This is a genomic window from Bradyrhizobium sp. PMVTL-01 (genome assembly GCF_051861855.1).
GTDB lineage: Bacteria > Pseudomonadota > Alphaproteobacteria > Rhizobiales > Xanthobacteraceae > Bradyrhizobium.
Window position 1 is genome coordinate 63,178 of the sequence record NZ_CP193982.1, and the last position, 22,230, is coordinate 85,407.

The window sequence follows — 22,230 nt, forward strand, 5'->3', positions numbered from 1 at the left end:
AAGCGCCAAGGGATTGAACTTCAATGCATACGATCGTACTGGCCACCCAAAAGGGCGGCAGTGGAAAGAGCACGCTTGCCATCGGGCTCGCGCTGGCAGCCAAGCAGGCCGGCTTTACCGTCCGCCTGATCGAGACCGATCCGCAGGGTACCCTCTCCAATTGGCAGCGCCGCCGCACCACCGACGATCTCGTCGTCGAGCCGATCTATCAGGCCGCCGATATCGCGCCGCGCCTGAAGATGCTGGCCGACAGCGGCCTCCAGCTTGCGATCATAGACACCGCGGCCGGCCTTTCCGCCGCCACCACCGCCGCGATCCGCCATTCCGATCTCTGCCTGATTCCGGCCCGCCCGAGCGTCGCCGACATCGAGGCGACCGCGTCGACGCTGAGCGTCGCGCGCGCCTGGAAGCGTCCCTACAGCTTCGTGCTGAACCAGACGCCGATCCGCGGCCAGCGCAACGACAACGCGGCGGGCGCGCTCGCCGAAGAAGCGGCGCTCGATCTCGCTGATGTGCTCGCGCGTCCGCCGATCGTGATGCGAAACGACCACCAGGACTCGCTCGCCAGCGGCCTCGCCGTCAGCGAGTTCGCGCCGAACGGCAAGTCGGCCGTCGAGATCCGCGGCCTCTGGCGCTGGATCGAGACCCGGCTCGAGCTCGAAGCCACGACCAATTTCCTGATCGACCAGGTCATCGCGGCTGCGGACGGCATGCTGCACATCGCCAGTGAGCTGGGCGTAGACGAAACCACGACGCTGGCGTCCTGAGCGGGGCGATCGCTCCGACGCCAGCCGGCCCTTCTCCATCCGGAAGGGCCCTAGCGACCAAGCACTTCCGCCACGGAGGGATTCTGGATTGCTTCGCTGCGCTCGCAATGACGCGCGTGGTGGGATCGTCGCCTTCGCCGGGACTCACGGCCTGTCGGCGGCAAGCCTGATGGTCACCTCTGACATTTCGGGCACCAGAAGGTCGAACGGCCGTTCTGGGTGAAGCGCTTGACCGTGCCGCCGCAGCGCGGCGTCGTACATGTCTCGCCTTCGCGGTCATAGACTTTGAACGAGTGCTGGAAATAGCCGAGCTCGCCAGTGGTCTGGCGGTGGTCGCGCAAGCTGGAGCCGCCGGCCTTGATCGCATCGTTCAGCACGGTGTGGATCGCGCCGACCAGACGCTTTGCATGATCGGTCGGCTCGCCCTTCCTGGTCGACAGCGTCGCGGCAATGCGCCGCGGCGACAGATGCGAGCGGTGCAGCGCCTCGCAAACATAGATGTTGCCGAGGCCGGCCACGACGCGCTGGTCGAGCAGCGCCGCCTTCAGGCTGGTGGTCTTGCCTTCGCACGAGCGCGCCAGCATCGCGGCGTCGAACTCGTTGCCGAGCGGCTCGGGACCGAGCCCGCGGAGCAGCGGCTCTTCTTCGAGCGCGTTGCGCGCGATCACTTTCATGTAACCGAAGCGGCGCGGGTCGTTGAACACGATGTCGGCGCCGGAGGACATCCGAAACAGCACGTGGTCGTGCGCGGAATCCTTGGATTTCGGATAGTGAAACTCGCCAGGCTGAACCTCGTTGTCCGGCTTGATGACGCGGAACGAGCCCGACATGCCCAGATGCATCAGCAGCACGTCACCGGAGGCGAGATCGGCCATGAGATATTTTGCACGGCGGCCAAGCCCTGTGACGACCTGCCCCTTGAGCCGGGCCACGAAATCCGGCTGGAAGGGGAAGCGCAGGTCCGGCCGGCGGGCCTCCGCGACCAGGATTTTCGCACCCTCCATGACGGGCTGAAGGCCGCGGCGGACGGTCTCGACTTCGGGCAATTCAGGCATGGTCAGGCATTCACCTTATCAGGGCGGTGTGATAGCGCCATTGCAGCGGGCAGGCTATGGTCCGCCTCGTGGAGCAGAGTAATGGATCGGCCGGGCGAAACCACGCATTTTGGCTTCAAAGACGTCCCCCTGGGGGACAAGCAGACGCTGGTGAACGACGTGTTTCACAGCGTGGCGTCGCGCTATGACCTGATGAACGATTTGATGTCCGGTGGTCTGCACCGGGTCTGGAAGGACATCATGATCAACGCGCTGGACCCGCCGAGGAGCGACCGGCCGTTCGCCCTGCTCGACGTCGCCGGCGGCACCGGCGACATCTCGTTCCGCGCCGCCAAGGCGGCCGGCCCCGGCTTTCATGCCACGGTTTGCGACATCAATTCAGACATGCTCGCGGTGGGGCGCGAGCGCGCCGCCAAGCGCCATCTCGGTACCCAGGTCGATTTCGTCGAAGGCAATGCCGAAGCGCTCGGCTTCGCCGACCGCAGCTTCGACGCATATACGATCGCTTTCGGCATTCGCAACGTGCCGCGGATCGACCTTGCGCTGCGCGAGGCCTATCGCGTGCTGAGGCCCGGCAGCCGCTTCCTGTGCCTGGAATTCTCCACCGTCGAGATGCCTGGCCTCGACAAGCTCTATGATCTGTTCTCGTTCAAGGTGATCCCGCCGCTCGGCCGCATGGTCACGGGCGACGCCGAATCCTACCAATATCTGGTCGAATCGATCCGCAGGTTTCCGAAGCCTGCCGCCTTCGCCGACATGATCCGCGAGGCCGGCTTTTCCCGCGTGAGCTGGCAGACACTTTCCGGCGGCATCGTCGCACTGCATTCGGGCTGGCGTTTGTGATCTCTGCTTTCACCCACATTACGCGCCTCATCCGCGCCGCGTTCGTGTTTGCGCGCGAAGGCGTGTTCGGCTCGGTCGATCCAAGCCTGGTGCCACCGCCCGGGCAGCTTGCGCTGAAGCTCGCGCGCCTCGTCGAGCGCCGCGGCGTCAAGCAGGGACCACGGATCTCGCGCGCGTTGACGCGCATGGGCCCGGCCTATCTCAAGCTTGGGCAATTCCTGGCGACGCGTCCGGACGTGGTCGGCTTCAATATGGCGCGCGACCTCGAAAGCCTCCAGGACCGGCTGCCCCCGTTCCCGCAGGCGGACGCGGAAGCTGCCATCGCGACCTCGCTGGAGCGGCCGCTCAAGGACATCTTCGTGAGCTTCGGCCCGCCGGTCGCGGCAGCCTCGATCGCGCAGGTGCATCGTGGCGAGGTGATGCGCGACGGCATCCGCAAGCCCGTTGCGGTCAAGGTGCTGAGGCCCAATGTGGCCTCGCGTTTCCGCCGCGATCTCTCGGATTTCTTCTTCGTCGCGGAGAAGGCGGAGGCTTATTCGGCCGAGGCCCGGCGCCTGCGCCTGATCGAGGTCATCAACACCATGTCGCGCTCGGTCGCGATGGAGATGGACCTGCGGCTGGAAGCAGCCGCGCTGTCCGAGATGGCGGAGAACACGGGCGACGATCCCGATTTCCGCGTGCCGACCGTCGACTGGGACCGCACCACGCACAACGTGCTGACGATGGAGTGGATCGACGGCATCGCGCTGAACGATCACAAGCGCCTTGCAGAGGCGCAGGTCGACCTCCCCGATCTTGGCCGCAAGGTGATCCAGAGCTTCCTGCGACACGCCTTGCGCGACGGCTTCTTCCACGCCGACATGCATCCCGGCAACCTGTTCCTCGATGACGCCGGCCGCCTCGTCGCGGTCGATTTCGGCATCATGGGCCGGCTCGGCATGAAGGAGCGGCGCTTCCTCGCCGAGATCCTGCTCGGCTTCATCACTCGCGACTATCGCCGCGTGGCGGAAGTGCATTTCGAGGCGGGCTATGTGCCCGCGCACCATTCGGTCGAGAATTTCGCGCAAGCCATCCGCGCCATCGGCGAGCCGATCCACAACCGCACCGCCGAGGAAATCTCGATGGCGCGGCTGTTGACGCTGCTGCTCGAGGTCACCGGCCTGTTCGACATGACGACGCGGCCGGAGCTGATCCTGCTGCAGAAGACCATGGTGGTGGTCGAGGGCGTGGCGCGCGGCTTCGATCCCAGGCTCGATATCTGGAAAGTCGCCGACCCCGTGGTGCGCGAATGGATCGAGCGCAATCTCGGACCGATCGGCCGGGTGCAGGGCGCGATTGCCGGGACCGGGGACATTGCGCGCGTGCTGATGCGCCTGCCGGAGATCGCGGAGCGATCGGTGAAGGTCATCGAGCAGCTCGAGACCATGACGCGGGAGGGTATCAAGCTGTCGCCGGAGAGCATCGCGGCGATGGGCCGCAGCGAGGGCCGCAAGAACCGCTGGCGCACCGTGGCGCTCTGGATCATCGCCGCGACATTCATCGGGATCCTGATCGCCGTCCGGAATCTTTGATTGCACTGCAATCAAACGAGTGATAGCATCGCCATCAGTCCGTGCTGGAGGGCGTCATGGCAAGCCTGACCATCCGCAAGCTCGACGATGCCGTCAAAACCTATTTACGGCTGCGCTCGGCCAAGAACCACAGGTCGGTCGAGGAAGAGGTCCGGGTCATCCTGCGGGAGCTGATCGAGGGCCGCGAGGAGTCGGTGACGCCGTTTTCAGCGCCGCCGGCCCAATCCATGGCCCCGACACCCCAGCGCACCGGCGCCCTCCCCGAGGCCAGCGTCACCCTGATCATAGGCGGCGGGATCGCGGCCTATAAATCGCTGGACCTGATCCGCCGGCTCAAGGAACGCCGCATCGAGGTCCGCTGCGTGCTGACCAAGGCGGCCCAGCAATTCGTGACCCCGCTGGCGGTCAGCGCGCTCTCGCATGAGCGCGTCTACACCGACCTGTTCGACCCCCAGAGCGAGTTCGACGCAGGTCACATCCGCCTCGCGCGCGACTGCGACCTGATCGTGGTGGCGCCGGCGACCGCCGACCTGATGGCGAAGATGGCGAACGGCCATGCCGACGATCTCGCCAGTGCCATCCTGCTCGCGACCAACCGAAAGATCCTGCTCGCGCCGGCGATGAATCCGCTGATGTGGAACAACGCGGCGACGCGGCGCAACCTCGCCCAGCTCCAGCGCGACGGCGTGGTGCTGGTCGGACCGAATTCCGGCGAGATGGCCGAGGCGGGCGAAGCGGGTGTCGGCCGCATGTCGGAAGCGATCGAGATCGCCAATGCCGCCGAGCGCCTGCTGCGACCGCCGGTGCCGAAGCCGCTCGCCGGCAAGCGCGTGCTGATCACCGCCGGTCCGACGCACGAGCCGATCGACCCGGTGCGCTACATCGCCAATCGATCCTCCGGCAAGCAGGGCTTTGCCATTGCCGCCGCGGCGCAGGCCGCCGGCGCCGAAGTGATCCTGGTGAGCGGCCCGGTCGACCTCGATGATCCCGCCGGCGTCACCGTCAGGCACGTCGAATCGGCACGGCAGATGCTGGAGCAGGTCCAAGCGGCGCTGCCCGCCGACATCGCGATCTTCGCCGCCGCCGTCGCCGACTGGCGCGTCGCCAACGCGGGCGAGCAGAAGCTGAAGAAGACCGCAGGCAGCATGCCGCCGCTTCAGCTGGTCGAAAATCCCGACATCCTTGCCACGATCTCGAAGCTCGCGGACAAGCGCCCACCGCTGGTGATCGGCTTCGCCGCCGAGACCGAGCACCTCATCGACAACGCCAAATCGAAACTCGCGCGCAAGGGCTGCGACTGGATCGTCGCGAACGACGTCTCGCCTGCGACCGGCGTGATGGGCGGCGACCGCAACACTGTCCACCTCATCAGCAAGAATGCTGCGAAGAACGGCGAGATCACGGTTGATTCCTGGCCCGTGATGACCAAGGAACAGGTCGCCATCGAACTGGTCGCGCACATCGCCAGAAGCGTGACCGACAAATCCATGGAGCCGGCATCTTGAGCACGAAGGTCACCGTCGAATTGCAGCGCCTCGCCCATGCCGACGGCCTGCCGCTGCCGGCCTATCAGACCGCGGAAGCCGCCGGCCTAGACCTGATGGCCGCGGTGCCGGATGCCGAGCCGATGACGCTCGCACCGGGCCAATATGCGCTGGTGCCGACCGGCCTTGCGATCGCATTGCCGCCTGCGCACGAGGCGCAGGTGCGGCCGCGCTCGGGGCTTGCCGCCAAGCACGGCGTCACCGTGCTGAACTCGCCGGGAACCATCGACGCCGACTACCGCGGCGAGATCAAGGTGATCCTGATCAACCACGGCACCGCGCCGTTCGTGATCAAGCGCGGCGAGCGCATCGCGCAGATGGTGCTCGCGCCCGTGGTGCAGGCCGCGCTGGTTCCCGTGGCGAGCTTGTCGGCAACCGATCGCGGCGCCGGCGGCTTTGGTTCGACGGGCCGCTAACCGAGGTGCGAGTGGGTACACCTCTCCCGCTTGCGGGAGAGGTCGGCACGCAGTGCCGGGTGAGGTCCCGATGCGGTAGAATACCTTCTCCCCAACCCTCCCCCGCAGGCGGGAAGTCACCCGCAGAACTACGTGCGCCTGGAACCCTGCGGCCGGCATTTTTTGGGAGCCGCGTTGGCGTTCACGATCTGGACTCTTACCGGTAGAGTCACGCTGGGGGTATTGTCCTTTGATTCGCGTGCGGCGGGGGTCGCCGCGCGTAAATCCGTGCGGTCTTGGGGCAACTATGTCAGGCGTGATCGTGTCGATGCGTCGGACGCTGCTGTCGTGCACATCGTTGGCGCGCAACAGCTTGTTGGGAGGCGCTTTCGCAGCGCTGCTGCCGGCTGCGCCGGCCGAGGCCGCCGACCTCGTCGACACGCTCTCCATATTGCTGGACTTCAACCGGCAGGAACTCGCGGTGCTCGCCACAGCGCTCGCCTTGCTCGGCTTCTCGGTCATGGCCGCGATCCTGCTGATGCGCACGCGCGTGCGCACGGCGGAGAACGAGGCGCGGCTGCGGGCGCGGATCGGGGAGCTGCAGCTGCAGGCCGACCGCTTCGGCGCGCTGCTGTTCGCCGAGCCGCAGATCCTGATCTCCTGGCCGGCCGGCGACAATCGCGCGCAGATCTCCGGCGACATTGCGATGGTGCTGCCGCGCGATTCCTCGCCGCAGCGCGTGCTGGCGTTCGGAACATGGCTGCCGCCGGAACCCGCGCTGCAGATGGACCACGCCGTCGACGCGCTGCGCGAGCGTGGCGACGGGTTCCAGCTGACGCTGACCACCGCGCATGGCCACACGCTGGAAGCCATCGGCCGGGCCATCGGCGGCCAGGCCATCGTCCGGATTCGCGAGCTCTCCGGACTGCGGCGCGATCTGGCCGAGACCCATCTGCGCTACAAGGCGCTCTCGGACGAGACCGAGATGCTGCGCGGCTTCGCCGCCGCCGCGCCGTGGCCGATCTGGGCCAAGGGCGAGAACGGCGCCCTCACCTACGCCAATCCGGCCTATGTTCGCGCCACCGAGGCGAGCAGCATCGCCGACGCCCATGAGCGCAAGCTCGAGCTGCTCGACAGCGCCGACCGCACCGCGATGGAGCGCGGACTGAAGGATGCCGCCAGCTTCAGCTCGCGGCTGCCGATCGTCGTCAGCGGCGAGCGGCGCATGTACGACGTTCGCGCCGTCAATGTCGGCAGTGGCAGCGTCGGCGTCGCCATCGACGCCAGCGAAGCGGATGCGCTGAGCTCGGCCCTGGTGCGGATGGCGGAGGCGCATCGCCGCACACTCGACCAGCTCTCCTCCGGCGTTGCCGTATTCGACGGCCATCGGCGCCTTGCTTTCTACAACGATTCCTACCGCCGGCTGTGGGACCTCGACCGCAACTTCCTCGACGCCAACCCCGATGATTCCAGCGTGCTCGACCAGCTTCGCGCTGCGCGCAAGCTGCCGGAGCAGCCGGACTTCCGCGCCTGGAAAGCCAAGCTGCACGAGGCCTATCGCGCGGTCGAGACCGCCAAGGACACCTGGTATCTGCCCGACGGCCGCGCGCTCTCCGTCGTCACCACGCCGAACCCGGAAGGCGGCGTCACCTACCTGTTCGACGACGTCACCGAGAGCCTCGAGCTGGCCCGCCGCTTCGACGGCATGATCCGGGTCCAGCGCGAGACGCTGGACAGTCTCGCCGAGGGCGTTGCCGTGTTCGGCAGCAACGGCAAGGCGCAGCTGTTCAACCCGGCCTTCGTGCGGATGTGGAAGCTGTCGAGCGACGCCATGCGCGAGGAGCCGCATATCCAGACCGTCGAAGGCTGGTGCCATCAGCTGTTCGACGATCCGCGCGTCTGGCGGCAGATCCGCGAGGCCATCACCTCGATCGAGAACCGCGCCGACGTGCCGCTCAAGCTGGAGCGCAAGGACGGCAGCGTGCTCGACGGCATGATCCGCCCGCTGCATGACGGCGCCACCATGCTGACGTTCCAGGACATCACCGACACCGAGAATGTCGAGCGCGCGCTGCGCGAGCGCAACGAGGCGCTGGAAGCCGCCGACCAGATGAAGGTGGATTTCGTCCACCACGTCTCATACGAGCTGCGCTCGCCGCTCACCACCATCATCGGCTTCGCGCATTTCCTCAGCGACCCCTCGACCGGGCCGCTGACGCCGAAGCAGGCCGAATATCTCGACTACGTCACCAAGTCGACCAACGCGCTCTTGGCGCTCACCAACAACATCCTCGATCTCGCCACCATCGACGCGGGCGCGATGAAGCTGGAACTCGGGCCCGTCGACGTCAGCAAGACCATCGAGCTGGCCGCCGAGGGCATCCAGGACCGCCTCGCCACAGACCGCATCCGCCTCAAGGTCGAGATCGCGCCCGATATCGGCAGCTTCATCGGCGACGAGAAGCGCGTGGTGCAGGTGCTCTATAACCTCCTCGCCAACGCCGTCGGGTTTTCTCCACAGGATTCCACCGTCGGAATCAGCGCGCGCCGCACCGAACGCAGCGTGGTCTTCACTGTGACAGATTCCGGGCCTGGAATACCTGCCGACATGAAGGACAAGGTGTTCAACTGGTTCGAAAGCCGCTCGCAGGGGTCGCGTCACCGCGGCGCCGGGCTCGGCCTGTCGCTGGTGCGCTCCTTCGTCGAGCTGCATGGCGGCAAGGTGCGGGTGGATTCGATCGTAGGCCGCGGCACGGTCGTGATCTGCGACTTCCCGACCGACCAGGCGGCGCATCGCGACGCCGCCGAATGACCGCGCCCACCACATTCTCCGTCGCGCTTCACGACGAGACGGCCACCGCGCAACTGATGGCCGATCTCGCACTGCTGATCGGACCCGGCGACGTCATCACCCTCGCTGGCGATCTCGGCGCCGGCAAGACCGCCGCCGCCCGCGCACTGATCCGCTATCTCGCCGACGACGAGGAGCTGGAAGTGCCGAGCCCGACCTTCACGCTGGTGCAGGGCTACGAGCTGCCACCCTTGCCGGTGATGCATGCCGATCTCTACCGCGTCGAGGACGAGAGCGAGCTCGAGGAGATCGGGCTGTCGCCGCTTCCCGAGGCGACGCTCGTGCTCATCGAATGGCCCGAGCGCGCGCCGTCGGCGATGCCCACGGATCGCATCGACATCGCGCTCACACACCGTCCGGCACTGGGCTCGACTGCGCGCGCCGCCGACATCACCGGTTACGGCAAGGGCGCTGCGCAGGTCGCGCGGCTGCAGGCGCTGCGTGAATTCCTCGACGCGTCCGGCTATATCGACGCGACGCGACGGCGCATGAACGGCGACGCCTCGACCCGCTCCTACGCGCGACTGCTGCGTGACGGCGAGATCGTCATCCTCATGAACTTCCCGCAGCGCCCCGACGGCGCGGCCCTCTACAACGGAAAGTCCTACAGCGCCGCGGTGCATCTCGCCGAGAACGTGAGGCCGTTCGTCGCGCTCGACGAGGGCCTGCGCGCCCAAGGAATCTCCGCGCCCGCGATCCATCATTTCGATCTCGACCACGGCTTCCTGATCAGCGAGGATTTCGGCAGCGAGGGCGTGATCGAGGGCGATCCGCCGCGCCCGATCGCCGAGCGCTACGAGGCCGCGACCGACCTGCTGGCGATGCTGCACGGCAAGGCGCTGCCGGAGAGCCTGCCGCTCGACGGGCAGACCTACGACATCCCCGTCTTCGACGTCGAGGCGCTTCTGATCGAGATCGGATTGATGCCGGAATGGTATCTGCCTGATCGCAACGCGCCGCTGAGCGAAGAGAAGCGCGCGGAATTTTTCGCGATGTGGCGCGAGCTGCTGAAGAAGCCGCTGGCCACGCCGAGGACCTGGATCATCCGCGACTATCACTCGCCCAATCTGATCTGGCTGGGGGAGCGCAACGGAATCGGGCGGGTCGGCGTGATCGACTTCCAGGACACCGTGCTCGGGCCGCACTCCTACGACGTGGTGTCACTGCTCCAGGACGCGCGCATCGACGTGCCTGAAAACATCGAGCTGATGCTGCTGTCGCGCTACATCAAGGCGCGGCGCGCGGCCGATGCGAGCTTCGATGCGGCCGGCTTCGCCGAGCTCTACGCGATCATGTCGGCGCAGCGGAACACGCGTCTGCTCGGCACCTTCGCGCGTCTCAACCGCCGCGACGGCAAGCCACATTATCTGCGTCACCAGCCGCGGATCTGGACCTATCTCCAACGCTCGCTGGCGCATCCCGCCCTCAGCGTCCTGCGCGACTGGTATCTCGCCAACGTGCCACCGCCTCGAGGATCGTCCTAACAGCGGCCAATGCCCGAATCGGGCCCGATTTACCGGCTGTTAGCCAAGACCTCGCTATTCTGGCGGCGAAGCAGCCGGATAAAGACGGGGCTGGAGCAGGGCAGATGGCGGTAAAGACGGATCAGCGCGGCAACAGCCGGGTTGTTTTCGAGCGCGGGATACCGGCCCAAATGATGGGAATCGACGGCACCTGGCGGCGCGACTGCACCATGGAGGATGTCTCCGACAGCGGCGCCAAGCTCACCATCGACGACGGTTCGGTCGAAGGCCTGCATCTGAAGGAATTCTTTCTGCTGCTGTCTTCCACGGGACTTGCGTACCGGCGCTGCGAACTGGCCTGGGTCAATGGCGACCAGATCGGCGTCAATTTCCTCGAGGCCGGCGACAGGAAGAAAAAGGCCCGTTCCGCATCCCTTGGGGCGTAACGGCAACACCCGTCGCACAACCGTCACGGCGGGTGGTTAAGGCGGTTGAGACGCGGTACGATCGATGCCGTCCCGTGCTAGGATTTGCTGCAAACGCGAAACCAGACAGGTCGAAGAAGAGTTTCGAGAAGGCAAAGGATGTCCGTCAAGCCGACCAAAGCCATGGTGCTCGCCGCAGGGTTCGGCCTGCGCATGCGTCCGTTGACGGACAAGATGCCGAAGCCGATGGTGCCGGTGGCGGGCCAGCCGCTGCTCGACCACGTTCTCGACAAGCTCGGCCATGCCGGCGTCACCGAGGCGGTGGTCAATGTGCACTACCTCCCGGACCAGATCATCGATCACGTCGCATCGCGTCAGATCCCGCGCGTGACCATCTCGGACGAGCGCGACCAGGTGCTCGGCACCGGCGGCGGCGTGGTCAAGGCACTGCCACTGCTCGGCGACGCCCCGTTCTTCCACGTCAACTCCGACACGCTGTGGATCGACGGCGTGCGCTCCAATCTGACGCGCCTTGCCGAAAACTTCGACCCCGAGCACATGGACATCCTGCTGCTGATGGCACCGACCGCGACCAGCATCGGCTATAGCGGCCGCGGCGATTACGGCATGCTGCCCGACGGCGCGTTGCGCAAGCGCAAGGAGAAAGAGGTCGTTCCGTTCGTCTATGCCGGCGCGGCGATCCTGTCGCCGTCGATCTTTGCCGATGCGCCCAAGGGCGAATTCTCGCTGACAAAGATGTTCGACCGCGCCAACGAGCAGGAGCGGCTGTTCGGCCTGCGCCTCGACGGCGTCTGGATGCATGTCGGCACGCCCGATGCCGTGCACGCCGCGGAAGAGGCGTTTCTGGAGAGCGTGGCCTAGTGACCAGCCTCGAAGATGGTGCCGTACGGGACCTGTCCCAGGCGCAGCGAACAGCGGGGAAAGACTTTGCCCCGCCCATGACCATTCGAGTCAGCCTGCCTATATTGCCCTGATTCCCGAATCAGGCGGCCCATGCGTGTTTTCAGCGTTCCCATCTCAGTTCCGTTCCTGCGCACGGTCGTCACGGCCCTGCTCGACGGCCGCCTGGTGGACGGCTTCGAGGCCCGCAAGGAACCGGCGCGACTGGCCGACGCTACGCTGTATCTGCCGACACGGCGCGCGATGCGCGTCGTCCGCGAGATATTCCTCGATGAAATGAATGCGGACGCGGTGGTGCTGCCGCGCATCGTCGCGCTCGGCGACATCGACGAGGACGAGCTCGCCTTCACCGAAGAGAGCGAGCAGTTTTCCAGCGCAACGCCGCTCGACATTCCGCCAAGGCTGGGCGAGCTGGAACGGCGGCTGACGCTGGCGCAACTCGTGGCCGCCTGGGCCAAGGGCCCGGTGCTGGCGCCGCTGGTGGTCGGCGGCCCCGCCTCGACGCTGGCCCTCGCCGGCGACCTCGCGCGCCTGATCGACGACATGGTCACGCGTGGCGTGGACTGGAGCGCACTCGACGGCCTCGTGCCTGATCAGCTCGACCGCTACTGGCAACATTCGCTCGAATTCCTGCGCATCGCCCGCATCGCCTGGCCCGCTCATCTCGCCGAGATCAAGCGCATCGAGCCTGCGGCGCGACGCGACCTCCTGATCCAGGCCGAAGCCAAGCGACTGACCGCGCATCCGAGCGGGCCGGTGATCGCGGCGGGTTCGACCGGCTCGATGCCGGCCACCGCAAAATTCCTGCACGTGGTCGCCGCGCTGCCCCATGGCGCGGTGGTGCTGCCGGGGCTCGATACCGATCTCGACGACGACGCCTGGCGCACCGTCGGCGGCGTACGCGATGCGCTCGGCAAGTTCGCGGAGCATCCGGCCTCGAACCATCCGCAATATGCGATGCACACGCTGCTGGAGCGCTTTGGCATCAAGCGCAGCGACGTCGAGATCCTTCAGCCCCCGGCGGAAGGCGGCCGCGACCTGCTTGCATCCGAATCGATGCGGCCCTCCACCAAGACGGAAGTCTGGCACGACCGGCTGAAGCAGCCTGATGTCGCCGGAAAGATCGCGCGCGGCATGAGAAATCTCGCCGTGGTGGAGGCGCCCAATCCCGAAATGGAAGCGCTCGCGATCGCGATCGCGATGCGCGAGGCGCGGCATCTCGACAAATCAGCGGCGTTGGTGACGCCTGACCGCGCCTTGGCGCGGCGGGTGATGGCGGCGCTGACGCGCTGGGATCTCGCCTTCCACGATTCCGGCGGCGACGTGTTGATGGAAACCTCCGCCGGCGTCTTTGCACGCCTTGTGGCAGAGGCAGCGACAAAGGGCCTGGAGCCGCCGACGCTGCTGGCGATGCTGAAGCATCCGCTGTGCCGGCTCGGCCGCGCGCCTGGCGCGTGGAAGATGGCGATCGAAGGCCTCGAGCTCGCGGTCTTGCGCGGCACACGTCCGCCGGCGGGCACGGCGGGCCTCTTGCGCGAGTTCAACCGTTTGCGCGAGGAGTTGGCAAAGCTGTGGCGCAGCGAAGTCTCCGCGCTCCATAAGGCAGAGCCGCGCGCTCGTCTCAAGACCGAGGATCTCGATCGCATCCAGGCGCTGATCGATACACTGCAAAAGGCACTGGCGTCGATCGAGAGCCTGCCCCCGCCGAAGCCGTATGACTTCGCCGAGCTCGCGCACCGGCATCGCGAGATCATGATCGAGCTGTCGCGCGACGAGCAGGGCATCCCGCTCGCCTTCGAGGAGCGCGAAGGCCTCGCGCTCGCCGGCGCCTTCGACGATCTGCTGCGCGGCGGCACGACCAGCGGATTGATGGTGCCGCTGCCCGAGTACGCGGACGTGTTCCAGACCGCCTTCGGCGACCGCGCGGTGCGGCGGCGCGACAGGCCGGGTGCGCGGCTGCAGATTTACGGCCCCCTGGAATCGCGCCTGATGCAGGCCGACCGCATCATCATCGGCGGCCTGATCGAAGGCGTCTGGCCGCCGGCGCCGCGCATCGACCCCTGGCTCAGCCGGCCGATGCGGCACGAGCTAGGGCTCGACCTGCCGGAGCGCCGTATCGGCCTCTCCGCGCACGACTTCACGCAACTGCTCGGCGGCGACGAAGTCATTCTCACCCATTCCGCCAAGGCCGGCGGCGCGCCGGCGGTGGCCTCGCGCTTCCTGCATCGGCTGGAAGCGGTTGCCGGCGACGAGCTCTGGAAGGCGGCCGTTCGCGCCGGCGAAAAATACGTGCAATTCGCGGGCGCGCTCGACCAACCCGATGAAGTCAAGCCGATCAAGCAGCCCGAGCCGCGGCCGCCGCGCGCGACGCGGCCGCTGAAAATGTCGGTGACTGCGATCGAGGACTGGCTGCGCGATCCCTACACGATCTACGCCAAGTACATTTTGCGGCTCGATGCACTGGACCCCGTCGACATGCCGTTGTCGGCCGCCGACCGGGGTTCGGCGATCCATGATGCGATCGGCGAGTTCACCGAAAGCTATGCAACGCGTCTGCCCGACGATCCCGCGCGCGTGCTGCGCGCGATCGGCGAGAAGCATTTTGCGCCGCTGATGGAACGCCCCGAGGCGCGGGCGCTGTGGTGGCCGCGATTCCAGCGCATCGCGCGCTGGTTCGGCGAATGGGAGCAGGCGCGCCGCGACACGATCGAGACGATCGTCGCGGAGACCCCTGGCGAGATCTCGATCACGCTCGACAACGCGCGCACTTTTTATCTCTCCGCGCGCGCCGACCGCATCGAGCGGCGGCAGGGTGGCAGCTACGCCATCCTCGACTACAAGACCGGCCAGCCGCCGACCGGCAAGCAGGTCCGCATGGGCCTGTCACCGCAGCTCACGCTGGAGGCCGCGATCCTGCGCGAAGGCGGTTTTCCCGATATCGATGCCGGCTCCTCCGTGAGCCAGCTCGTCTATGTCCGCCTCAGCGGCAACAATCCACCCGGAGAGGAACGCATCCTCGAGCTCAAGTACAAGCAGGGCGACGAAGCGCAGCCGCCGGACACGGCAGCCGCCGAGGCGCGGGCCAAGCTCGAGGCGCTGATCCGCGCCTTCGAGGATGAGAACCAGCCCTACACCTCGCTGAATCTGCCGATGTGGGCGAACCGCTACGGCGCCTATGACGACCTCGCCCGGATCAAGGAATGGTCCGCGGCCGGCGGTTTGGGAATCGAGGAATGGTGAAACTGCCGCGCCCCATTCCCGACGAGGTGCGCGCGCGGCAGGCGCGCGCGTCCGATCCGACCGCGTCGGCCTTCGTGTCGGCCAATGCCGGCTCGGGCAAGACGCATGTACTGGTGCAGCGCGTGATCCGCCTGTTGCTGTCGGGCGTGCCGCCGGAAAAGATCCTCTGCATCACCTTCACCAAGGCTGCCGCCGCCAACATGGCCGAGCGCGTGTTCACCACGCTTGGACACTGGGTGACGCTGGACGATGCCGGGCTCGACGCCGCGATCCGCGCGGTCGGCATCCCGCATCCTGATCGAAAATTGCGGCGCGAGGCGCGAAAGCTGTTTGCCTGCGCGCTGGAGACACCGGGCGGATTGAAGGTGCAGACCATCCACGCGCTGTGCACGCGCCTGCTCCAGCAATTTCCGTTCGAGGCCAACGTACCCGCGCGCTTCTCGGTGATCGACGAGCGCGACCAGACCGACATGATGGAGCGCGCCAATCTGAAGGTGCTGCTGGAGGCCGCACGAGACCCCGACAGCGTCGCCGGGCGCGCGCTGCTGACGGCGATGGCGAGCGCCGCCGACGTCACCTTCAAGGAGGTCGTGCGCGAAGCGTGCCTGAGCCGCGACCATTTCATGGCCTGGACCGACGAGGCGGGTAATGCGGAAGCGGCTGCCGCGCAGATGGCGGCGGTGCTGGGTGTCGACGCGAGCGACCGCATCGAGGACGTCGAGACCGAGATCCTCGACGGACCGTTCCTGCCGCGATCGCGCTGGGACGACATCGCCTTCGCGCTGGAGGGCGGCAGCAAGTCCGACAACGACCAGGCGGGCCGGCTGCGCGAAGCGAAGGCCTTTTCCGGCGGCGCGCAGGTCGATGCCTATCTCTGCGTCTTCCTCACCGACGACAAGCTGCCGCGCAAGGCGGTTCTGACCAAGAAGTTTTGCGACAACAACCCCTTCATCGCACGCCTGTTCGAAGCGGAAGTGCAGCGCCTCAGCGGATTGATCGAGAAGCGCCGCGCAGTGACCATGCGCGATCGCACCGCGGCGTTGCTGCATATCGCGACTGCCGCCGCCGCGAACTACCGCCGCGAGAAGCAGGGACGCGGCCTGCTCGACTACGACGACCTCATCGACAAGACGCTGGCGATGCTTGACCGCATCTCCTCGGGCTGGGTGCATTACAAGCTCGACCGCGGCGTCGATCACGTGCTGATCGACGAGGCGCAGGATACGAGCCCGCGGCAATGGGACATCGTCGCGCACATCATTTCCGAGTTCACCACAGGCGAAGGCGCGCGCGAGGGGCTGAACCGCACGGTCTTTGCGGTAGGTGACGAGAAGCAGTCCATCTTCTCGTTCCAGGGCGCTGACCCACACGAATTCGACAAGCGCAAGCGGGAGCTTCAACGCAAGTTCAAAGCTGCCGGCTTGAAGTTCGATCCGGTTGCCTTCACTTATTCGTTCCGCTCGGGTGCAGCGATCCTTCATTCGGTGGACCACGTCTTCCGCGAGCCCCAGATCTACAAGAGCATCCATTCGATCGATATCGGTCACCCGCTGCACAATTCGCTCGCGGATGCCGGCCCGAGCGTGATCGAGCTATGGGACCTTGCGGAAGCCGATGACCGACAGGACATCGAGGGCTGGCGCGCGCCGTTCGACGGCGTCGCCGTCACCAGCCCCGAGATCAAGCTCGCGCGCCGGATCCAGGCCGAGATCAAGCGGCTGGTCGAGAGCGGCACGCTGACCGGTCACGAGGGCGAGCGCCGGCCGCTGCGCTATGGCGACATGCTGATCCTGGTGCGCCGGCGCGGCAATGCGTTCGACGCCGTGATCCAGGCGCTCAAGCACGCCGGCATCCCGGTCGCGGGCGCCGACCGGCTCAAGCTCACCGAACACATCGGCATCATCGATTTGATGAACCTTGCGGACGCGCTGCTGCTGCCGCAGGACGACCTCGCGCTCGCAGTGGCACTGAAGAGCCCGCTGTTCGGGTTCGACGACGACGATCTGTTCCAGCTCGCCTGGAATCGCAAGGGCTCGCTGCGCCGCGCGCTCGGTGAGCATGCGGCCACAAGCGATAAGTTCGCGACGGCGTTGCGGCGCCTGGAGGCCTGTGAGATCCGCGCGCGCGAGGAGACGCCGTTCGCCTTCTACGCCTGGCTGCTCGGGGGCGACGGCGGCCGCGCCCGCATCCTGCGCCGGCTCGGCCATGAGGCCAACGACGCGCTCGACGAATTCCTGGAGCTGGCGCTGAACTACGAGCGCAAGGCGCCCGCCTCGCTGCAGGGCTTCATGGCCTGGCTGCGCTCAGCCGACACCGAGGTGAAGCGCGACATGGAGATCTCGCGCGACGAGGTGCGGGTGATGACCGTGCACGGCGCCAAGGGCCTCGAAGCCTCGGTCGTGTTCATGGTCGACACCACGTCATCGCCCGCCGACTCGCAAAGGGTCCGGCTGATCAACGTGCCGCGCGGCAACGGTGGCGAAGTCGTGGTCTGGGCCGGGCGCAAGGCGGACGATCCAAAACCCGTCGCCGATGCGCGCAAGGCCATGATCGAGGAGACCGAGGACGAATATCGTCGCCTGCTCTACGTCGCGATGACGCGCGCGGCCGACCGGCTGATCGTCGGCGGCTGCTTGCCCGGCAACATGAGGACGGTGCGCAAGCTGAGCTGGTACGACCTCATCGACACCGGCCTCGCCGGCTCGGGCCTCGACAAGCAGACCATCGAGACGCCGCTCGGCAAGGTCACGCGTTTCGCCCGGCCGGAGGATGCCGTCGCGTTGGGCACGCCGGCGACGTCCGTGCACCAGACCATCGCGTTGCCGGACTGGCTGCGGACACCGGCGCCGCGCGAGACCGCCGACGACGATGCGGTGCGCCCGTCCGGCCAGTCGGCCGGGGACGGCCGCAGCGTGCGGGCAGGCGAATCGGTGCAGTCCCGGGCGCTGGCGCTGCAGCGCGGCACGCTGGTGCACCGCCTGCTGCAATCCCTGCCCGACATCTCCTCCGAGCGCCGGCGCGAGGCCGCGCTCGGCTTCATGGCGCGCAATGCCGCGGACTGGCCGGAAGCGGACCGCGTTGCGCTGGCCGACAAGGTGCTCGCCCTGATCACCGAGCCGCGTTTTGCCCCGGTCTTTGCCGCCGGCAGCCGGGCGGAGGTCGCCATTGCCGGCCGGCTGGAGCGGCCGGACCGCAGCCCGGCGCTGGTGTCGGGGCAGATCGACCGGCTGGTCGTGCGTCCGGACGAGGTTTTGATCATCGATTTCAAGACCAATCAGGCCGCGCCGAAGAGCGCCGCCGAGGCGCCGGCAGCCTATGTCCGGCAGCTTGCGCTGTACCGGGCGGTGCTCGCGCGGCTTTATCCCCAAAGGCCGATCCGGGCCGTGCTGCTCTGGACCGAGGCCCTTGAATATATGGAGATTTCGGCCCCCGCGCTGGACGCGGCGCTGGCATCCCTTCATCTCGGTGTGAGCGTCCTTGACCCGGCAAGGAGCCGTTCATAGGTTCACCCCATGATCCCGGGCGCGATTCCACGTCGCGCCGATTCTCTTTCAACGAGTGAGGTACTCCAATGGCCGTTAGCAAGGTTTCCGACGCCGATTTCGAAGCCGAAGTGCTCAAGGCGAACGGCCCCGTGGTGGTCGATTTCTGGGCCGAATGGTGCGGTCCCTGCCGCATGATCGCGCCCGCGCTCGACGAGATCGCCGGCGCGATGGGCGACAAGGTCAAGATCGTGAAGCTCAACGTCGACGAGAGCCCGAAGACCGCGTCGAAGTATGGCGTGATGTCGATCCCGACCCTGATGATCTTCAAGGGCGGCGAGATGGCCTCCCGCCAGGTCGGCGCCGCGCCGAAGGCGAAGCTGCAGCAGTGGATCACCTCGGCGGTCTGATCCGCGGCGCTTCCGAAGAATTTGTGCAACGGCCGGCGCTATGCCGGCCGTTTTGTTTTGCTTAACTGATCCACCCGGTCGCCAGCGCGTGCGCCAGCTCCGGCTGTTCGTTGCGGCGCGCCAGCGCTGCCATCGCTTCGTGATCGTAGGCGACATGGCGGAAAGTCACATCCCAGGCACCACTTGCCAATTCGAGGATGGCATAGCGCGCGTGCGGCGTGCCGGCTTCGACGACATGTGGAAACGGATGCTTGTCACGATAGCCGGGGCTGCCGACGCTGCCGGGATTGACGATCAACCTGCCGTCGCGAAGCCGCACCGCGCGAGCGAGATGGGTGTGGGCGCACAGGATCAGCGATTGCGTGATGCCTTGCGCGAACTGTTCGATGCCATCGAGCGGCGATAGCGCGACGGTGCCGTCGGGGTGCACGGTGTCGAGCCAGTAGACTTCATCGTTCGCGGGCGTCGCGTGGCAGAGGAAAACCTGCTCGCGGAACACGCGCGTCATCGGCTGCGCGCGCAGCCAGTCGAGCTGAGCGGCGTTGAGCTGCGCATGGGCGGGACGGTCCCACGAGCCCATCTTCTCCGGCGGACGGTCGAGCAGGTAACGGTCGTGATTGCCGAGCACATGCACGGCATCGAGCCGAATCAGCATCTCGACGGTGCGGCGTGCATCGAGGGGACCGCTCAGCATATCGCCGAGATTGACGATGTCGGCGATGCCGTGGGCGCGGATGTCGGCGAGGACGGCCTCCAGCGCGAGGTAGTTTCCGTGGACGTCGGCGATCGCGGCAAAACGCATGGGCATTTCCTGTTGCCCGGATGGAGCGAAGCGTAACCCGGGGGCTTTATCGCTTGTGGCGAGATCCCGGATTCGCTCCATCCGGGCTACGCGATCAGCTAAGCAGGAGGCGTGCCGTTGAGGGCGAGCACGTGGCCGGCAAGATAGAGCGAGCCGGTGATCAGGATGCGCGGCGGCACCTCGTAAGCCAGTTTCGACAAGGCCCGCAGCGCGGCCTCAATGCCGGGTGCGATCTCGATGCGCATGCCGAGGCTGCGCGCAGCATCCGCGAGACGGTCGACTGGCATCGCGTTCTCGGTGTCGGGGATCGACACCGCGATGATGTGGCGGGTGAGGCCGGCGAAATTGGCGAGGAACGCTTGCGCATCCTTGTTGGCCATCATGCCGGCGATCACCACCAGCGGCCGCGACACCCGCTCTTCGAGGTCGCCGAGCGCGGCCGCCGCGACGCGGCCGCCTTCGGCATTGTGGCCGCCATCGAGCCAGATCTCCGAGCCCTGCGGCCCCCAGGAGAGCAACTCGCCCGAGGTGAGGCGCTGCATCCGCGCCGGCCATTCGGCACCGACGATGCCGGCTTCGAATGCCGCTTGGTTGATACTGAAGGTCGGAATCGCACGGAGCGTCGCGATCGCAAGGCCGGCATTATCGAACTGGTGGCGGCCGAACAGGCGCGGCGCGGCGAGATCCATCAGGCCGCGGTCGTCGGAATAGACCAGCCGTCCGTGCTCGACATTGACGTGCCAGCTCTCGTTCGCGGCAAACAGCGGCGCACGCATGCGCTTGGCCTCTGCCTCGATCACGGCCATTGCCTCTGGCAACTGCTCGGCGCAAATCATGGGCACGCCGCGCTTGATGATCGCCGCCTTCTCGCCGGCAATCGACGTCAGGGTCGGCCCAAGAAAATCCATATGGTCCATGCTGACGGGCGTGATCACGCAGGCCGCCGGCGTATCGACCACATTGGTCGAATCGAGCCGGCCGCCGAGGCCGACTTCCAGCAGCACGGCATCGGCCGGATTTTGCGCGAACAGATGAAACGCCGCAGCGGTCTTCAGCTCGAACACGGTCGCGGGCTCGCCGGCATTGACGCGCTCGACCTCCTCCAGCGCGGCGCGCAACTCGTCGTCGCCGACCAGCACGCCAGCACCGACACGGCCGAGCCTGAAGCATTCGTTGATGCGGACCAGATACGGCGAGGTGTAGGCGTGGACGCGCAGGCCTGCCGCCTCCAGCGTCGCGCGCAGATAGGCGACGGTCGAGCCCTTGCCGTTGGTGCCGGCGACGTGGATCACCGGCGGCAGCTTGCGTTCGGGGTGGCCAAGCCGCTCGAGCAGGCGGTGCATCCGCTCGAGCCCGAGATCGATGCGCTTCTGATGCAGGGCCGACAGCCGCCCGATCACTTGGCCGAGCGGTGTCGTTGCACTGTCAGAGGAGGCGTTCACGCGTGCGGCGCGGCCGGCGCCGTCTCGGCGGCCGATACGATCTGTGCCGGGCTCGTCACCGGCTGTGCCGGCTTCGCAGCGCCATCCTGGGCCGGCGCCTTGGTCAGCAGGCGGCAGAGCCGCGCCAGGGTCGGACGCAGATCGTGGCGATGCACGACCATGTCGACCATGCCGTGTTCCTTCAGGTACTCGGCGCGCTGGAACCCCTCCGGCAGCTTCTCGCGGATGGTCTGCTCGATCACGCGCGCGCCGGCAAAGCCGATCAGCGCGCCGGGCTCGGCGATCTGCACGTCGCCCAGCATCGCGTAGGACGCGGTGACGCCGCCGGTGGTCGGGTTGGTCAGCACGACGATGTAGGGCAGCTTTGCCTCGCGCAGCATCTGCACGGCGACGGTGGTGCGCGGCATCTGCATCAGCGACAGGATGCCTTCCTGCATGCGCGCGCCGCCGCTAGCTGCGAACACGATGAAGGGCGACTTCTTCTCGACCGCGAGCTCCAGCCCGCGCACGATGGCTTCGCCCGCGGCCATGCCGAGCGAGCCACCCATGAAGTCGAAATCCTGCACGGCGACGACGACGGCCGCGCCTTCGAGCTTGCCGTAGCCGATCTTGATCGCGTCGTTCAGATTGGTGCGCGCCCGGGCATCCTTGATGCGGTCGACATATTTCTTCTCATCACGGAACTTGAGCGGATCGGGCGTGACGTCGGGCAGCGCGACATCGAACCAGGTCTCGTTGTCGAAGATCGACTTCAGACGCGCCACTGCGCCCATGCGCATGTGGTAGTTCGAGCCGGGAATGACGAACTGGTTGGCCTCGACGTCCTTGTAGAACACGAGCTGTCCGGAATCCGGGCACTTGATCCAAAGATTCTCCGGCGTCTCCCGCCGCAGCATGTTGCGGATCTTCGGCCGGACCACATTGGTAAGCCAGTTCATGGTTTGCTCCGATGTGCGACCTCGCTCGAGGATCGCCTGAAACGATATATGGCCGCCGGACCCAGCCCCGGCAAGCCGACG

General features: G+C 66.8%; 16 protein-coding genes. 12 read left to right on the top strand and 4 right to left on the bottom strand.

All coding sequences use genetic code 11. From position 1 onward, the window contains the following. The first annotated feature begins 23 nt into the window (after positions 1-23). Positions 24-767 carry a nucleotide-binding protein gene (locus ACRQ5Q_RS00280; RefSeq protein ID WP_439372161.1) on the top strand — a complete coding sequence of 248 codons (744 nt, stop codon included), beginning with the start codon at positions 24-26 and terminating at the stop codon, positions 765-767. 173 nt (positions 768-940) lie between these two features. Here ACRQ5Q_RS00280 and mutM read toward each other — a convergent pair whose 3' ends face one another. After that, positions 941-1,822, bottom strand: a complete 882-nt coding sequence (gene mutM / locus ACRQ5Q_RS00285) for a bifunctional DNA-formamidopyrimidine glycosylase/DNA-(apurinic or apyrimidinic site) lyase (RefSeq protein WP_439372162.1) — start codon at positions 1,820-1,822, stop codon at positions 941-943. 81 nt (positions 1,823-1,903) lie between these two features. Here mutM and ubiE point away from each other — a divergent pair, with 81 nt between their 5' ends. The 11 genes from ubiE to trxA all read left to right on the top strand — a co-directional run bounded on the left by ubiE (position 1,904) and on the right by trxA (position 18,967). After that, positions 1,904-2,665, top strand: a complete 762-nt coding sequence (ubiE, locus tag ACRQ5Q_RS00290; RefSeq protein WP_439372163.1) for a bifunctional demethylmenaquinone methyltransferase/2-methoxy-6-polyprenyl-1,4-benzoquinol methylase UbiE — start codon at positions 1,904-1,906, stop codon at positions 2,663-2,665. After that, positions 2,662-4,236: a 2-polyprenylphenol 6-hydroxylase gene (gene ubiB, locus ACRQ5Q_RS00295; protein WP_439395487.1), complete on the top strand. Its 1,575-nt coding sequence runs from the start codon at positions 2,662-2,664 to the stop codon at positions 4,234-4,236. Before ubiE ends, ubiB begins: the two co-directional genes overlap by 4 nt. Before the next feature lie 56 nt (positions 4,237-4,292). Then, positions 4,293-5,741 (top strand): bifunctional phosphopantothenoylcysteine decarboxylase/phosphopantothenate--cysteine ligase CoaBC, encoded by a 1,449-nt coding sequence (gene coaBC / locus ACRQ5Q_RS00300; RefSeq protein ID WP_439395489.1) that lies wholly within the window; start codon positions 4,293-4,295, stop codon positions 5,739-5,741. Then, positions 5,738-6,196, top strand: a complete 459-nt coding sequence (gene dut, locus ACRQ5Q_RS00305) for a dUTP diphosphatase (protein WP_439395491.1) — start codon at positions 5,738-5,740, stop codon at positions 6,194-6,196. The genes coaBC and dut overlap by 4 nt, the downstream gene beginning before the upstream one ends. A gap of 286 nt (positions 6,197-6,482) precedes the next feature. Next, positions 6,483-8,987 (top strand): ATP-binding protein, encoded by a 2,505-nt coding sequence (locus ACRQ5Q_RS00310; RefSeq protein ID WP_439372169.1) that lies wholly within the window; start codon positions 6,483-6,485, stop codon positions 8,985-8,987. Continuing rightward, positions 8,984-10,510: a tRNA (adenosine(37)-N6)-threonylcarbamoyltransferase complex ATPase subunit type 1 TsaE gene (gene tsaE, locus ACRQ5Q_RS00315; protein WP_439395493.1), complete on the top strand. Its 1,527-nt coding sequence runs from the start codon at positions 8,984-8,986 to the stop codon at positions 10,508-10,510. Before ACRQ5Q_RS00310 ends, tsaE begins: the two co-directional genes overlap by 4 nt. Positions 10,511-10,614: 104 nt before the next feature. Continuing rightward, the gene (locus ACRQ5Q_RS00320) at positions 10,615-10,935 is read left to right on the top strand and encodes a PilZ domain-containing protein (RefSeq protein WP_439395495.1); all 321 of its coding nucleotides are present in this window, start codon (positions 10,615-10,617) and stop codon (positions 10,933-10,935) included. Positions 10,936-11,073: 138 nt separating this feature from the next. Continuing rightward, positions 11,074-11,796: a nucleotidyltransferase family protein gene (locus ACRQ5Q_RS00325; RefSeq protein ID WP_439372175.1), complete on the top strand. Its 723-nt coding sequence runs from the start codon at positions 11,074-11,076 to the stop codon at positions 11,794-11,796. Positions 11,797-11,928: 132 nt separating this feature from the next. Then, the gene (addB, locus tag ACRQ5Q_RS00330; protein ID WP_439395497.1) at positions 11,929-15,075 is read left to right on the top strand and encodes a double-strand break repair protein AddB; all 3,147 of its coding nucleotides are present in this window, start codon (positions 11,929-11,931) and stop codon (positions 15,073-15,075) included. Beyond that, positions 15,069-18,578, top strand: coding sequence for a double-strand break repair helicase AddA (gene addA, locus ACRQ5Q_RS00335; RefSeq protein ID WP_439395499.1), 3,510 nt, complete (start codon positions 15,069-15,071; stop codon positions 18,576-18,578). Before addB ends, addA begins: the two co-directional genes overlap by 7 nt. Before the next feature lie 68 nt (positions 18,579-18,646). Then, on the top strand, positions 18,647-18,967 hold the full coding sequence (gene trxA, locus ACRQ5Q_RS00340; protein ID WP_008540017.1) for a thioredoxin: 321 nt from the start codon (positions 18,647-18,649) through the stop codon (positions 18,965-18,967). 61 nt (positions 18,968-19,028) lie between these two features. On the opposite strand, the gene ACRQ5Q_RS00345 is transcribed toward trxA, so the two are convergent. The 3 genes from ACRQ5Q_RS00345 to accD form a co-directional block, all read right to left on the bottom strand. Further along, positions 19,029-19,769 carry a metallophosphoesterase family protein gene (locus ACRQ5Q_RS00345; RefSeq protein WP_439395501.1) on the bottom strand — a complete coding sequence of 247 codons (741 nt, stop codon included), beginning with the start codon at positions 19,767-19,769 and terminating at the stop codon, positions 19,029-19,031. A 98-nt stretch (positions 19,770-19,867) separates the two neighbouring features. Then, complete coding sequence (locus ACRQ5Q_RS00350; RefSeq protein ID WP_439395503.1) at positions 19,868-21,211, bottom strand: bifunctional folylpolyglutamate synthase/dihydrofolate synthase; 1,344 nt, start codon at positions 21,209-21,211, stop codon at positions 19,868-19,870. Next, positions 21,208-22,149 (bottom strand): acetyl-CoA carboxylase, carboxyltransferase subunit beta, encoded by a 942-nt coding sequence (gene accD / locus ACRQ5Q_RS00355; RefSeq protein WP_439372441.1) that lies wholly within the window; start codon positions 22,147-22,149, stop codon positions 21,208-21,210. Before accD ends, ACRQ5Q_RS00350 begins: the two co-directional genes overlap by 4 nt. Positions 22,150-22,230: the final 81 nt, after the last annotated feature.

Bases quoted from the DNA above. Each gene is read 5' to 3' on its own strand.
- trxA (WP_008540017.1), top strand. From the start codon at position 18,647: ATGGCCGTTAGCAAGGTTTCCGACGCCGATTTCGAAGCCGAAGTGCTC.
- mutM (WP_439372162.1), bottom strand. From the start codon at position 1,822: ATGCCTGAATTGCCCGAAGTCGAGACCGTCCGCCGCGGCCTTCAGCCC.
- addA (WP_439395499.1), top strand. From the start codon at position 15,069: ATGGTGAAACTGCCGCGCCCCATTCCCGACGAGGTGCGCGCGCGGCAG.
- ubiE (WP_439372163.1), top strand. From the start codon at position 1,904: ATGGATCGGCCGGGCGAAACCACGCATTTTGGCTTCAAAGACGTCCCC.
- tsaE (WP_439395493.1), top strand. From the start codon at position 8,984: ATGACCGCGCCCACCACATTCTCCGTCGCGCTTCACGACGAGACGGCC.
- ACRQ5Q_RS00320 (WP_439395495.1), top strand. From the start codon at position 10,615: ATGGCGGTAAAGACGGATCAGCGCGGCAACAGCCGGGTTGTTTTCGAG.
- accD (WP_439372441.1), bottom strand. From the start codon at position 22,149: ATGAACTGGCTTACCAATGTGGTCCGGCCGAAGATCCGCAACATGCTG.
- ACRQ5Q_RS00325 (WP_439372175.1), top strand. From the start codon at position 11,074: ATGTCCGTCAAGCCGACCAAAGCCATGGTGCTCGCCGCAGGGTTCGGC.
- ACRQ5Q_RS00280 (WP_439372161.1), top strand. From the start codon at position 24: ATGCATACGATCGTACTGGCCACCCAAAAGGGCGGCAGTGGAAAGAGC.
- addB (WP_439395497.1), top strand. From the start codon at position 11,929: ATGCGTGTTTTCAGCGTTCCCATCTCAGTTCCGTTCCTGCGCACGGTC.
- ACRQ5Q_RS00345 (WP_439395501.1), bottom strand. From the start codon at position 19,769: ATGCGTTTTGCCGCGATCGCCGACGTCCACGGAAACTACCTCGCGCTG.
- ACRQ5Q_RS00310 (WP_439372169.1), top strand. From the start codon at position 6,483: ATGTCAGGCGTGATCGTGTCGATGCGTCGGACGCTGCTGTCGTGCACA.
- coaBC (WP_439395489.1), top strand. From the start codon at position 4,293: ATGGCAAGCCTGACCATCCGCAAGCTCGACGATGCCGTCAAAACCTAT.